General features: G+C 70.3%; 10 protein-coding genes. 1 reads left to right on the top strand and 9 read right to left on the bottom strand.

Translation table 11 applies throughout. The annotated features are described in order from the left end of the window. The first annotated feature begins 48 nt into the window (after window positions 1-48). Window positions 49-924: an A/G-specific adenine glycosylase gene (locus ABZ635_RS13285; RefSeq protein ID WP_357763613.1), complete on the top strand. Its 876-nt coding sequence runs from the start codon at window positions 49-51 to the stop codon at window positions 922-924. A gap of 40 nt (window positions 925-964) precedes the next feature. Here the strand turns inward: ABZ635_RS13285 and ABZ635_RS13280 are convergent, their stop codons facing one another. The 9 genes from ABZ635_RS13280 to ABZ635_RS13240 form a co-directional block, all read right to left on the bottom strand. Beyond that, window positions 965-1,504, bottom strand: coding sequence for a DUF3105 domain-containing protein (locus ABZ635_RS13280; RefSeq protein WP_357763610.1), 540 nt, complete (start codon window positions 1,502-1,504; stop codon window positions 965-967). A gap of 551 nt (window positions 1,505-2,055) precedes the next feature. Beyond that, window positions 2,056-4,560 carry an ATP-dependent Clp protease ATP-binding subunit gene (locus tag ABZ635_RS13275; protein ID WP_357763607.1) on the bottom strand — a complete coding sequence of 835 codons (2,505 nt, stop codon included), beginning with the start codon at window positions 4,558-4,560 and terminating at the stop codon, window positions 2,056-2,058. Between the two features lie 805 nt (window positions 4,561-5,365). Next, entirely contained in the window at window positions 5,366-5,704 is a 339-nt protein-coding gene (locus ABZ635_RS13270) for an Lsr2 family protein (RefSeq protein WP_357763604.1), read from the bottom strand. A 217-nt stretch (window positions 5,705-5,921) separates the two neighbouring features. Beyond that, on the bottom strand, window positions 5,922-6,203 hold the full coding sequence (locus ABZ635_RS13265; RefSeq protein WP_357763601.1) for a hypothetical protein: 282 nt from the start codon (window positions 6,201-6,203) through the stop codon (window positions 5,922-5,924). Between the two features lie 451 nt (window positions 6,204-6,654). Beyond that, entirely contained in the window at window positions 6,655-7,233 is a 579-nt protein-coding gene (locus ABZ635_RS13260; RefSeq protein ID WP_357763598.1) for an amino-acid N-acetyltransferase, read from the bottom strand. Between the two features lie 122 nt (window positions 7,234-7,355). Continuing rightward, window positions 7,356-7,679: a LuxR C-terminal-related transcriptional regulator gene (locus ABZ635_RS13255; RefSeq protein ID WP_357763595.1), complete on the bottom strand. Its 324-nt coding sequence runs from the start codon at window positions 7,677-7,679 to the stop codon at window positions 7,356-7,358. A gap of 700 nt (window positions 7,680-8,379) precedes the next feature. Next, entirely contained in the window at window positions 8,380-9,879 is a 1,500-nt protein-coding gene (gene lysX / locus ABZ635_RS13250) for a bifunctional lysylphosphatidylglycerol synthetase/lysine--tRNA ligase LysX (protein WP_357763593.1), read from the bottom strand. A 110-nt stretch (window positions 9,880-9,989) separates the two neighbouring features. After that, window positions 9,990-10,772, bottom strand: a complete 783-nt coding sequence (locus tag ABZ635_RS13245) for a type III pantothenate kinase (protein ID WP_357763590.1) — start codon at window positions 10,770-10,772, stop codon at window positions 9,990-9,992. Between the two features lie 61 nt (window positions 10,773-10,833). Continuing rightward, the gene (locus ABZ635_RS13240; RefSeq protein ID WP_357763587.1) at window positions 10,834-13,467 is read right to left on the bottom strand and encodes an L-aspartate oxidase; all 2,634 of its coding nucleotides are present in this window, start codon (window positions 13,465-13,467) and stop codon (window positions 10,834-10,836) included. Between the last annotated feature and the right edge of the window lie 40 nt (window positions 13,468-13,507).

The following is a 13,507-nucleotide window of genomic DNA, read 5'->3' as shown; positions in this document are numbered from 1 at the left end:
GGTTCCGCGTGCCAGCCACCTACTCAACCCGCCGATTTCCCGTTAAAGATGAGCGATAACCCTTACAGCACCGCCGTTCTGGCGTGGTACGAGACCAACGCCAGGGATCTGCCCTGGCGCCACCCCGACGCTTCCGCGTGGTCCGTCCTGGTCAGCGAGATCATGCTCCAGCAGACCCCCGTCGTGCGGGTCCTGCCCGCGTGGGAGGCCTGGATGGAGCGCTGGCCCACCCCCGCCCACCTGGCCAAGGAGCCGTCGGGCGAAGCCGTGCGCATGTGGAACCGGCTCGGTTACCCGCGCCGGGCGCTGCGCCTGCACGCCTGCGCCGTGGCCATCACCGAGGAGCACGGGGGCGAGGTCCCCGACGACCACGCGACCCTGCTGTCGCTCCCGGGTGTCGGCGCCTACACGGCGGCGGCGGTCGCGAGCTTCGCCTACGGACAGCGGCACGCCATTCTGGACACCAACGTGCGCCGGGTCCTGGCCAGGACCGAAACCGGGATTCAGTACCCCCCGAAAGCCCAGACCAAGGCGGAGACCGCCCTGGCCGAACGGCTCCTTCCCCCGACCCCGTCCGTGGCGGCCCGTTGGGGCGTGGCCGTGATGGAGCTGGGCGCCCTGGTCTGCACGGCCCGCTCACCGCGCTGCGCCGACTGCCCCATCGCCGGACAGTGCGCCTGGAAGGCCGCCGGGAAGCCCGCCCACGACGGCCCTCCCCGGCGGGGACAGACCTACGCGGGCACCGACCGGCAGGTGCGCGGCAAGCTCCTCGCCGTGCTGCGCGCCTCGCGTGAACCGGTGGTCAAGGACGCCCTCGACGCGGTCTGGGACGACGGCGTCCAACGCGAGCGCGCCCTCGACGCCCTGGTCTCCGACGGCCTCGTCGATCCCCTGGACGACGGCCGGTACGCCCTTCCCGGGTAGCCGGGCGCCCTCCCCCGAGGAGCGCCCGGTCCCGCCGTGCTCAGTTCGTCCGGGCGTCGAGCGCCCCGGCCCCCTCGGCGTCGAACTCCGCCTGGGTGCCACCGAAGGCTCCGCTGCACGGCGCGCCCGGCTCGGGCGCGGCGGGGCTCTGCTCGTACTCCAGCAGGAAGTCGGACAGTCGCGGGTCGGCCGGGTCCTCCAGGGCGATCCGGGCTCCCCAGGCCGAGGCCACCACCGGCGCGGGCAGGTCGTCCATCGGGCTGAGCAGCACGTAGGAACCCGGTGAGTGGTGTGCGGCCAGCACGGCCACCTCGTCCGGGGACAGCCCCGGGTCGTGGGTGATCCACACCGCCCCGTGCTCCAGGGAGTGCACGGCCGCCTCGGTGAGGACCGGCTCGTCGTACACCCCGCAGTTCTGCCAGAACTCGTAGTGCTCGCCGCCCACCGGCGGGTGCTGCTCGTAGTCGACGCTCACGCCGGTGTCGACGTGGTTCTTGGACAGGTCGTCGAAGGTCTCGACCCCGCCGGAGGCGGGCTGGCCTCCCCCGAACCCGCCGTACAACCAGACGCCACCGAGCACCGCTCCGCCCACGAGGACCAGCGCCAGGGCGACACCGCCCGCGACCAGCCACGGGGCGGCCGACCCTCCGCCGGACGGCGGCCCCGGAGGGGGTCCGGGCGCACCCGGGTAGCCCTGCGGCGGATATCCGGGAGGGGGCCCCTGGTGGGGCGGGCCCTGGTACGGGGTTCCGGGCGGGGGCGCCTGGTGCGGGTACCCGGCACCGGGGGGCGGACCCTGTCCGTGGGCCCCCGGGTGAGACCACCCCGGTGGCGCGTAGCCGGGCGGCGGCCCCTGAGGGGCCTGGCCCGGGGGCGGCCCCGGCGGCACGTGGCCCGCCGGAGGCCCCTGAGGGGCGTCGTAGGGCCCCGGGGAGCCCTGAGGGGTCGGGGCGCCGGGAGGCACCGGCTGAGGCGGCGGAAAGCCGTCCGGGCGGGGTTCGTTTGGAGTGGCCACGGACGGCACCCTAACGCCCGGGCCCCTCCCCTCGCCTCCGGAGACGACGACGGGGGCACCCCCGAAGGGATGCCCCCGTCCTCAGACCGGCACCGGCAGGCGACCGGTCGGCGTCACTACTCGCCCTTGGCGGCGGACTCCACCTCGGGGGTGTCCGGCACCGCGGAGGGCTTCGGCACACCCTTGAAGGTGAACTTGGCGTCCGTGCCCTCTCCCTCGGCGTCGATCACGACGATCTGGCCCGCCTTGAGGTCGCCGAAGAGGATCTTCTCGGAGAGCTGGTCCTCGATCTCCCGCTGGATCGTGCGACGCAGCGGCCGCGCACCCAGGACCGGGTCGAACCCGCGCTCGGACAGGATCTGCTTCGCCTTGGGGCGGAGCTCGATGCCCATGTCCTTCTCCTTGAGCCGGTTGTCCAGGCTCGTGATCATCAGGTCGACGATCTGGAAGATCTCCTTCTCCGTCAGCTGGTGGAAGACGATGACGTCGTCCACACGGTTGAGGAACTCCGGCCGGAAGTTGGTCTTGAGCTCCTCGCTGACCTTGGCCTTCATCCGCTCGTAGTTGGTGTTGGCGTCGTCCTCCTTAGCGAAGCCCATGGCCTGGCCCTTGGAGATGTCCCGCGTACCCAGGTTGGTCGTCATGATGATGACCGTGTTCTTGAAGTCGACGTTGCGACCCTGGGCGTCGGTGAGACGACCCTCCTCCAGCACCTGGAGCAGGGAGTTGAAGATGTCGTTGTGGGCCTTCTCGATCTCGTCGAACAGGACCACGGAGAACGGCTTGCGGCGCACCTTCTCGGTGAGCTGGCCGCCCTCCTCGTAGCCGACGTAGCCGGGAGGCGAGCCGAACAGCCGCGAGACCGTGTGCTTCTCCATGAACTCGGACATGTCGAGCTGGATCAGCGCGTCCTCGTCCCCGAACAGGAACTCGGCCAGGGTCTTGGACAGCTCGGTCTTACCCACACCGGACGGGCCGGCGAAGATGAACGAACCGCCGGGGCGCTTGGGGTCCTTCAGACCGGCGCGGGTACGGCGGATCGCCTGGGAGAGCGCCTTGATGGCGTCCTCCTGGCCGATGACCCGGCGGTGCAGCTCGTCCTCCATGCGCAGCAGGCGCGAGCTCTCCTCCTCGGTCAGCTTGAAGACCGGGATACCGGTGGAGGCGGCCAGGACCTCGGCGATGAGCTCCTCGTCGACCTCGGCCACGACGTCCATGTCGCCGGCCTTCCACTCCTTCTCCCGCTGCGCCTTCTTGTTGAGCAGTTGCTTCTCGTCGTCGCGCAGGGACGCGGCCTTCTCGAAGTCCTGCTCGTCGATCGCCGACTCCTTGTCGCGGCGCACACCGGCGATCTTCTCGTCGAACTCGCGCAGGTCCGGCGGCGCGGTCATCCGGCGGATGCGCATCCGCGAACCGGCCTCGTCGATGAGGTCGATCGCCTTGTCCGGCAGGAAGCGGTCGCTGATGTAGCGGTCCGCCAACTGCGCGGCGGCCACCAGGGCGCTGTCGGTGATGGACACGCGGTGGTGCGCCTCGTAACGGTCGCGCAGGCCCTTGAGGATCTCGATGGCGTGCGTGATCGTCGGCTCGTCCACCTGGATCGGCTGGAAGCGGCGCTCCAGCGCGGCGTCCTTCTCCAGGTACTTGCGGTACTCGTCGAGCGTGGTCGCGCCGATGGTCTGGAGCTCACCCCGGGCCAGCATGGGCTTCAGGATGGAGGCGGCGTCTATGGCACCCTCCGCCGCGCCCGCTCCGACCAGCGTGTGCAGCTCGTCGATGAACAGGATGATGTCGCCGCGGGTGCGGATCTCCTTGAGCACCTTCTTCAGGCGCTCCTCGAAGTCACCGCGGTAGCGGCTGCCCGCGACCAGGGCGCCCAGGTCCAGCGTGTACAGCTGCTTGTCCTTGAGCGTCTCGGGGATCTCGCCCTTGACGATCTTCTGGGCCAGGCCCTCGACCACGGCGGTCTTACCGACACCGGGCTCACCGATGAGCACCGGGTTGTTCTTGGTGCGCCGTGAGAGCACCTGCATGACGCGCTCGATTTCCTTGTCCCGGCCGATGACCGGGTCGAGCTTGGACTCGCGCGCGGCCTGCGTCAGGTTGCGGCCGAACTGGTCCAGCACCAGCGAGGTGGAGGGGGTGGACTCGGAGGAGGCGCCGGTGGCCTGCGGCTCCTTGCCCTGGTACCCGTGCAGCAGCTGGATGACCTGCTGGCGGACGCGGTTGAGGTCCGCCCCGAGCTTCACGAGGACCTGGGCGGCGACGCCCTCGCCCTCGCGGATCAGGCCCAGCAGTATGTGCTCGGTACCGATGTAGTTGTGGCCGAGCTGAAGCGCCTCGCGCAGCGACAGCTCAAGGACCTTCTTGGCGCGCGGGGTGAAGGGAATGTGTCCCGACGGCGCCTGCTGGCCCTGACCGATGATCTCCTCGACCTGCTGCCGAACCGCTTCGAGGCTGATACCAAGGCTCTCGAGAGCCTTGGCGGCGACACCCTCACCCTCGTGGATGAGGCCGAGCAGGATGTGCTCCGTACCGATGTAGTTGTGGTTGAGCATCCTGGCCTCTTCCTGAGCCAGAACCACCACTCGCCGCGCGCGGTCGGTAAACCTCTCGAACATGTCTCGTCGCTCCTCTACAGAGCGGTCAGGCAGGGACGGTGACGACCGACCCGACTCTTCCGCATATAGGCCCCACAGGGATTAACCGCCCCGGGGAGCACTGTCGCACCCGCCCACCCGACGGCGGATGCCGACAAGGTGGACGTCTCCGTACGGCCGACCGCAGCCGTCCGTGCCAGAGACTTTCCCCGACGATAGGGCGTTCACCCAACATCCAACTACCAATTGGGGCGTCAGATTTCCCTGTACGCCGAAGGCGAACGGCCCGGGACTCCCCTCCATCACGAGAGTGCCCGGGCCGCACGTGCGTAAGCCCGATTATCGGCTCTTAGCGAACAAGCGGAAGCCGTGTTGTTCTTCAAGCGGAAATGGACCGGACCATCTCCCGGAGTGACCCGGTCTTCCCGGGTCGGCCCGTGGGCGCCCCACCCCGACGGTTGGGCCGGGGTCGGCTCCTCGCGCTCGCGGGCCCCTCACTCGGCGACGCGGACCGTGCCGCGCGCCGTCGCACCGGCGCGACCGCGAACGTCTCGCGGGACGCGGGTCCCGGGCGTGTCACTCCACCCGCACCGCCCCTCGCCGTCAGCGGTGGGGATCGCGAATCCGGGTCGGACACCTCCCCGGCGTCGGGCCGGGGTCCGCCCCGCAGGGCCTCACGCCCCCGGGGTTGCCCTTGCCGCCCCGGTGTCACAGGCCCGGAGAACGGGCCTCGGGACGAACGGGATGCGGACGCCGATACGGCGCCGCGCGGGGCGAAATGTCGATCTGGACCCACCCCTATTCCGGCGGGTCGGACGGCGTAAACCTAACCCTTGATGGCCTCGTATTCGGCGACGATGGCAGCGGGGATACGGCCACGCTCATTGACGGGCTTCCCGGCGGCCTTCGCCCAGGCGCGAATCTCGGCGCTGCGCTCGCGGCTGGGAGCATTCCGGGTACCACGACGAGCGGTACCGCGAGCCTGCTTCGCGGGGGCCTTGCGGGAGGCCTCGACGAACGGAGTAAGGGCCTCGCGGAGCTTGGCGGCATTACCCGCGCTGAGGTCGATTTCGTACGTCGATCCATCGAGACCGAACGTCACCGTCTCCTCGGCCTCGCCGCCGTCGAGGTCATCGACCAGGAAAACCTGGACCTTCTGTGCCATGGAATCAAACCTTTCAGCAGAGCGGTGTCTCCACACCTGAATATAAAGCTATCTCGCGCGAACGCGAAAGACAATTCCCGGCGTGCCAGAAATCACCTCGGCCCGGGGCGGCCGGATTCGGGGTCGCCGGAGCAGCGCGGGGCCTGTGAGTCGGCCCGCACACGCTGGCCCCCCAGCACTGTTGGTACCGGGGACCGGGTTCAGCGGGGCACCGTATCTAACGAACGTCGGATTCGGCGCGTTCCCCACCCTGGGCAATCGGCGTCTCGTTCGCCGCTTTGGTCTGGTCGACCCCGGCCGCGCCGTTGTCGGCCCCGGCCTCCTCATCCTTCGCCTCGTCGCTGACCAGGCTTCCGTCCATCCTGCGCGGCGCCATCTCCTTGCGCAGCAGCTTGATGACGAAGGCACAGAACACGGTCGCGACAACTACGGGCGGGATGAGCGCGGACAATACGTCGATCAGTCCAGGGGGAAGCACCGATGACAAAAAGTCACCCATCGAAGCGGCCTACCCTTCCTGGTTGTTACTTATTGCAGCAAATACCCGACTCAGTGTCGGGACTGCCCTGGGGGATGGCGCTCCGGCACCGCCGGGCAAACGCATACCAGACATCATAGACATCGTTTGCCCCCGGCATGACACCGGATGTACCGAAGACGGCCCCGCAAAGCCGGATGGTGGCCAATGTCCGATCGACTGTTCCGTCGCCGCGCGGAAGGCCTCCGTCACGGAGTCGGCCCATCGCAGACGGCGTCCCACTAATCCGGGGCGCCGAACGTCCCGTCGTCACTTCACCGGGGAACCGGTGATCCCGACGGGCGCAGGTACACATTACCTGCCTTGTTCCACATCCATACCACCCGGTGCGGTTAAGGACCTACGACCATCAGCGACGATGTGGAGATCCGTTACGAAGGCGAGGCCCACCCTAAGCCGCCTCCCAAAAGCTTTAGCCGGGCGCGCCGGCCGGGGCCTCGTCCAGGTGCACAAGCATCCGGGTGTTCCCCAGGGTGTTGGGTTTGACCCGCTCCAGGTCGAGGAATTCGGCCACGCCCTCGTCATAGGAACGCAGGAGTTCCTCGTAGACGCGGAACGGGACCGGGGTGCCCTGGATCGGGGCAAAGCCGTGTTTGGCGAAGAAACCGGTCTCGAATGTCAGACAGAACACACGGCGTACGCCCAACTCGCGGGCGGTGTCCAGCAGTTCGGTCACGATTCGGTGTCCGACGCCGAAACCGCGCAGGGAGGGGTCCACGGCGACGGTGCGCACCTCCGCCAGGTCCTCCCAGAGGACGTGCAGGGCGCCGCAGCCGACCACGCGGGGACCGCCCACCGGAGCGGGGTCGCCCGCCTGCGGGTCGGGGACGTCCTCCGCCTCGGCCACCCGGAACTCCTGGATGTCCTCGTAGAGGTTGACGGTGCTCTTGGAGAGCACGCGGCGGTCGACGGAGTAGGTGTCGACGAGGCGGCGGATGTGGGTCACGTCGCGCGTCCTGGCGCGACGTACCCGGACATGACGAACGGGCATAGCCGGACCAGACTACGCCCATGCGGCCTCCCCCCGAAACGCTCCTCGTCGGGTGGGAGGGCAGGGCCCTGCCGGGCCGGTATGCCCGCGGTGTCTCCCGGTGTCGGCCGGGTGGCGTCAGATCAGATGAGCTGGCGCCGCGCGGCCCACACGACCGCCTCGATGGGTGTGTTCACTCCCAGCACGTCGCAGATGTTGCGGATGCGACGCCGTAGGGTCCGGGCGCTGAGTTCGAGGTGCCGTGCCGCCACCTCGGTGGTGACACCGGTGGCGATCTCGGCGAGCAGCTCGAGTTCCTCGTGGCTCAGCTCGACCGGGGTGTAGGAACCGTTGAACGCGTTCTCCCTCGACCGGGCCTGAAGGGGAACCACGTTCTCCCTGTGCTCCCGCGGCGCGTGGGTGTTCGGGTCCTCAACGGTACGTCGTACGAGTGTGGCCTGTTCCACTCCGTCCTCCCTCATCCATGTGAGTGCGGAACATCAACTCGTCACCGAGGGGTCGAGTGCGTCGACTGGCTGTCGGCGCGGGCGAGTCCCAGACACCCCGACCGTCCCCCGGCGGCCCCTCTGGCACAGGGGTGGGGGTCGGAGGGGAGCACGAGACGCACGGACCCGGGGGCGTCGCGGCCTGGGACGGACAGGCCACGTCATGGGTACGCGTGCGGCGGGTCCGCGGATCGTGTCTCGACCCGGGCCCCGGCTCACCGTCGTTCTCGAACACTTCGGCAAACTCGCGGACCGAAGTCCGCCCTCAGCACGCTAGGCGGAGCGGATGATACCGTCAAGGCCCAATAAATGACCATGTGTGATGAGGCAAAGCCCCAGAGTCACTCCTTCGCGGGTCGGGAAATATCCTCCCCATCCTGACCTGCGTAAACAATCTTCAACAATGGCCGGTCGTCGGTAACTCGACTTCCTCGGGAAAAACTGGTCTCTACCTCGCGGGACATCCCGTCCTGTCGGGCGGTTTGTGTCGTCTGACCGTTAAGTGAGGCGAATCTCGTGGTCTCCGCCACATTTCCGCCCCGGGTGGTCCCATGAGACGGGGCCGCCGCACCTGTGGTGCGACGGCCCCCGAACCGGTCTTCCGGTCATGCCATCGTCAAATTCTGGCCGAAGCCGATACCGCCTCCGCAGAGGCCTCCGGCTACGCGCCGGAGGGCTTCACGATGGGGAAGAGCACCGTTTCCCGAATGTTCTTACCCGTGAAGGCCATCAGGAGGCGGTCGATGCCGATCCCCACACCGCCGGTCGGCGGCATCCCGTACTCCAGGGCCCGCAGGAAGTCCTCGTCGAGCTGCATCGCCTCGGGGTCGCCGTCGGCGGCCATCAGCGACTGCTCGGTCAGGCGACGGCGCTGCTCGACCGGGTCCACCAGCTCGGAGAAGCCCGTGCCGAGCTCCATCCCGAATCCGATCAGGTCCCACTTCTCGGTGAGCAGCGGGTCCTCGCGATGCTGACGGGTGAGCGGGCTGGTCTCCAGCGGGAAGTCGCACACGAACGTGGGCTGGACGAGCGTGTGCTCCACCAGCTCCTCGAAGACGTGCTCGACCAGCTTGCCCGGGCCCCACTCGTGGCTGTACTCGACCCCCTTGGCCTCGGCCAGGAGACGGACCTCCTCGACCGGCGTCCTCGGGGTCACCTCGGCCCCAAGGGCCTCGGAGACCGCGCCGTACAGGGTGATCCGCGGCCACTCGCCACCGAGGTCGAAGGTCTCCCCGTCGCGCTCGATCGTGGTGGAGCCGAAGACCGCGCGGGCGGCCTCCTGGATGAGCTCGCGGGTCACCTGGGCCACGTCGTCGTAGTCGGCGTAGGCCTGGTAGAACTCCAGCATCGTGAACTCGGGGTTGTGCGTGGAGTCCGCGCCCTCGTTCCGGAAGTTCCGGTTGACCTCGAAGACCTTCTCCAGGCCGCCCACGACCAGGCGCTTCAGCGACAGCTCGGGCGCGATGCGCAGGTACAGGTCCATGTCGTAGGCGTTGATGTGCGTGACGAACGGGCGCGCGGTGGCGCCGCCGTGCACGCGCATGAGCATCGGGGTCTCGACCTCGATGTAGTCGCGGGCGCTCAGCCCCTCCCGGATCGCCCGGATGGCGGCCGAACGGCTGCGCACCATCTGCTGCGACTCGGGGTTGACGATGAGGTCCACGTAGCGCTGGCGCACCCGGGCCTCGGGGTCGGTGAGGCCCTTGTGCTTCTCCGGGAGCGGACGCAGGCACTTGGCCGTCAGCGTCCAGTCGCTCACCAGGATGGACAGCTCGCCCCGGCGGGAGGTGATGACCTCGCCCTCCACGCCCACGTGGTCGCCGAGGTCGACGTCGGCCTTCCAGGCGTCCAGGCTCTCCTTGCCCACCTGGTCCAGGGACAGCATGACCTGCACGTCACCGGTCTCGTCGCGCAGGGTCGCGAAGCACAGCTTGCCGCCGGAGCGGTAGAGCATGACGCGGCCCGCGATGGCGACCCGCGCCCCCGTGTGGGTGTCGGGTTCGAGTCCCTGGTGTTTCTCACGCACGGGACCGATCGACGTCGTCCGCGGGTAGTTCGCGGGGAAGGGGTCGGTGCCCTCCTCCCGGAGACGGTCCAGCTTCTGCCGCCGGACCCGCATCTGTTCGGGCAGGTCGTCATAGTCGTCGTGCGTGTCATTCACGGCCCCGATCCTACCGGCGCCGGGGCGCCCGGAAGCACCGCGAGCGGGCGCCCCCGCGACGTACGGACTCCGCTCGGCGGGGTGGGCGCGGGGGCCGCCCACCCCGGGGGTCAGCCCGCGTTGCGCTCGAAGACCAGGCGCAGCCCGGTGAGGGTGAGCCAGGGTTCGTGGACGTCGACCGTCTCGCACTCGCCGACCACCGTCGGGGCCAGGCCGCCGGTGGCCACCACCGTCACGTCGTCGGGGCGGTCCGTGAGCTCCGTGACCATGCGGTCCACGATCCCGTCGACCTGTCCGGCGAACCCGAAGACGATGCCCGAGCGCAGCGCCTCGGTGGTGTTCTTGGCGATGGCCGAGCGCGGCCGCACGATCTCGACCATGTGCAGCTGTGCCCCGCGCCGGGAGAGGGCGTCCACCGAGATGTCGATGCCCGGTGCGATCGCCCCGCCCACGTACTCGCCCTTGACGCTGACCGCGTCGAAGGTGGTCGCGGTACCGAAGTCCACCACCACACTGGGACCCCCGTAGAGGTGGCTGGCGGCCAGCGTGTTGATGATCCGGTCGCTGCCGACCTCCTTGGGGTTGTCCGTGCGGATGGGGACGCCCGTCTTCACCCCGGGCTCGACGATCACGGCGGGCAGGTCGCCGAAGTGGCGCCGGAACATGTCCCGCATCTCGTGCTGGACGGACGGCACCGTGCAGCACATCGCGATGCCGTCGACCTCGCCCGGGTCTCTCAGGGAGCTGCCGTCGATGAGCCCGCGCAGGACCACCGCCCACTCGTCGGCCGTGCGCCGGGTGTCGGTGCCCACCCTCCAGTGTTCGACGAGGTCCTCGGAGTCGAACAGACCGAAGACCGTCTCGGAGTTGCCGACGTCGATCGCGAGCAGCATTCTGGGGGCCTCACTGGTCGAATTGGTGTGTACCCAAGGAATCTTCCACCAAGCGCGCCCCTCACGACAGGTCGAGCGCGATATCCAGTGCGGGGCTGGAGTGGGTGAGCGCGCCCACCGCCAGGTAGTCGACCCCGGTGGCGGCGACGTCGGCCGCCGTGTCGAGGGTGAGGCCGCCGCTGGACTCCAGGCGGGCCCGGCCGTCCACGAGGGCCACGGCCTCGGTCAGCCGCTCCACGGAGAAGTTGTCCAGCAGGATCTCCTCCGCACCCGCGGCCAGCGCGTCCTCGATCTGGTCGACCCGGTCGACCTCGACCTCCAGGGGCAGGTCCGGGAAGCGCGAGCGGATGGCGCGGACCGCCTCGCCCACACCCCCGGCGGCGACCACGTGGTTGTCCTTGACCAGTCCGGCGTCGCTGAGGCAGTAGCGGTGGTTCACCCCGCCCCCGCAGCGGACCGCGTACTTGTCGAGCGCGCGCAGCCCCGGTGTGGTCTTGCGGCTGTCCCTGATCCGCGCCCCGGTACCGGCGACGGCGTCCACCCAGGCGCGGGTGGCGGTCGCGATACCGGACATGTGGGTGAGCAGGTTGAGCGCGGTGCGCTCGGCGGTGAGCAGGTCGCGGGTGCGGGCGGTGACGGTCATGAGCACGTCGCCGCGCTTGACGGAGTCCCCGTCCTCGGCCTGCCGGCTGACCTCCACAGCGCCCTCGGCCACCGTCCAGAACACGAGTTCGGCGAGCGCGAGCCCGCTGACCGTGCCGTCCGCGCGGGCCACGACGTGGGCGGTGCGGACCTGGTCGGCGGGGATGGTGGCCACGGTGGTGACGTCGATCCGGGGACCGGCGGTGAGGTCCTCGGCGAGGGCTCGGCGGACGGTGTCGACGTGGGACTGGTGGGGGGCGGTCCACGGGAGCGCGAACTCGGCGCGCGCCTCCGGAGAGGGGTCGGGCTGGGCGAGCGGGAAGACGATGGCGTCGAGCTCGGACACGAGGGCGGGCGGCAGGGAGGGCTCCCGGATCTCGTCGGTGGTCACGATCGTGTCCCCTTCCAGTCGGACGACCACGGGCCGCACACGCAGCTCGGGTCGGGGTTCGGGTGTGTCGGCGCGCTGGTGCGCGCCGCGGCTCTCGGTACGGCGCAGCGCCGCCGCGGCCACGAGGCGGGCCACGGTGAGCAGGTTGGTGGCCTCCCAGGCGGCGACACCGGGGGCGACCGGTTCGGCGGGCACCGCCAGGGCGTCGAGCCAGTCGACGAGCGCGGCCAGGCCCTCGCCGGTGCGCAGGACCCCGGCGTCGCGGGACATCAGGGCGCGGACGGTGGCGGTGGTGTCCGGGTCGGCCAGGGGCGCGGTGGCACCCGTGGTCATGGCCCCCGCGACGGACCGTCCGGCCCGCGTCTGTTCGCCGGCCCGCGTCTGTTCGCGGTCCCGGGTCTGGTCGGCCAGGCGGGCGGCGATCCGGTCGGCGTAGACCAGCCCCTCCAGGAGGGAGTTGGAGGCCAGGCGGTTGGCGCCGTGCACGCCGGTGCGGGCGACCTCACCCACCGCCCACAGGCCGGGGACCCCGGTGCGCCCGTCGATGTCGGTCTCGACCCCGCCGGAGGCGTAGTGCGCGGCCGGGGCCACCGGGATGACCTCGGAGAGCGGGTCGATGCCGTGGTCGCGGCAGGAGGCCAGGATGGTCGGGAAGCGGCGTTCCCAGGTGCTACGGCCGAAGTGGCGGGTCTCCAGGTACACGTGGTCGGTGCCCTGTTCGGCCATGGTCCGGGCGATGGTGCGTGCGACGACGTCGCGGGGGGCGAGGTCGCCGAGCTCGTGGACGCCCTCCATGATCCGTCGGCCCTCGGCGTCCACGAGGTAGGCGCCCTCGCCCCTGAGGGCCTCGGAGACCAGGGGCTGGCGGCCGCGCGCGTGCGGGCCGAGCCAGAGGACGGTCGGGTGGAACTGGATGAACTCCAGGTCGCGCAGGCGGGCCCCGGCCCGGGCGGCCAGCGCGAGCCCGTCACCGGTGGACACCGTCGGGTTGGTGGTGGCCGCGAACACCTGGCCCATGCCGCCGGTGGCCAGCACGAGGGCGGGGGCCAGGACCGCGCCGACCCCGTCGCGCTCCCCCTCGCCCATGACGTGGAGGGTGGCACCGCACACCGCGCCGCCGACCGGATCGCGCAGCGCGTCCAGTGCCACGGCGTGTTCGACGACCTCGATCCGCTCCTCCGACAGCACCGCCTGGACCAGCGCCCGCTGGATCTCGGCTCCGGTGGCGTCGCCGCCCGCGTGGGCCACCCGGTCGGCCCGGTGGCCGCCCTCACGGGTGAGGGACAGAGCGCCGTCGTCCTCCCGGTCGAACTCGGCTCCGAGGGAGATGAGCCAGCGCAGCGCGTCGGGCCCCTCGGTGGCCAGGACGTGCACCGCGTGCGGGTCGCACATCCCCGCCCCGGCCAGGAGGGTGTCGACCATGTGGGCGACCGGCCCGTCCTCGGGTGCCATGGCCGCGGCGATGCCGCCCTGGGCGTAGGCCGTGGAACCGGTGGAGAGCCGGTCCTTGGTGACCAGGACGACCCGGCCCGCCGAGGTCGCGCGCACGTAGCGCAGGGCGGTGCTCAGTCCGGCGATACCCGAGCCCACCACGGCCACGTCGGCGTGCACGGTCCACCCCGGTTCGGGGGCCTCGATCCGGGTCTGTCTGGCAGGAGTCATCGGGTTTCTCTTCCGAGGGCGGCGGACGGCCGGGAGGACC

This window comes from Nocardiopsis sp. NPDC007018, assembly GCF_040635075.1.
Lineage (GTDB): Bacteria > Actinomycetota > Actinomycetes > Streptosporangiales > Streptosporangiaceae > Nocardiopsis.
The sequence above is the reverse complement of the archived record's forward strand: the minus strand, read 5'-3'. Positions and strand labels throughout refer to the sequence as shown.

What these genes read in the sequence shown, in the direction of transcription:
- ABZ635_RS13240 (WP_357763587.1), bottom strand. Translation starts at nt 13,467, where the DNA reads ATGACTCCTGCCAGACAGACCCGGATCGAGGCCCCCGAACCGGGGTGG.
- ABZ635_RS13260 (WP_357763598.1), bottom strand. Translation starts at nt 7,233, where the DNA reads ATGCCCGTTCGTCATGTCCGGGTACGTCGCGCCAGGACGCGCGACGTG.
- ABZ635_RS13265 (WP_357763601.1), bottom strand. Translation starts at nt 6,203, where the DNA reads ATGGGTGACTTTTTGTCATCGGTGCTTCCCCCTGGACTGATCGACGTA.
- ABZ635_RS13245 (WP_357763590.1), bottom strand. Translation starts at nt 10,772, where the DNA reads ATGCTGCTCGCGATCGACGTCGGCAACTCCGAGACGGTCTTCGGTCTG.
- ABZ635_RS13275 (WP_357763607.1), bottom strand. Translation starts at nt 4,560, where the DNA reads ATGTTCGAGAGGTTTACCGACCGCGCGCGGCGAGTGGTGGTTCTGGCT.
- ABZ635_RS13285 (WP_357763613.1), top strand. Translation starts at nt 49, where the DNA reads ATGAGCGATAACCCTTACAGCACCGCCGTTCTGGCGTGGTACGAGACC.
- ABZ635_RS13270 (WP_357763604.1), bottom strand. Translation starts at nt 5,704, where the DNA reads ATGGCACAGAAGGTCCAGGTTTTCCTGGTCGATGACCTCGACGGCGGC.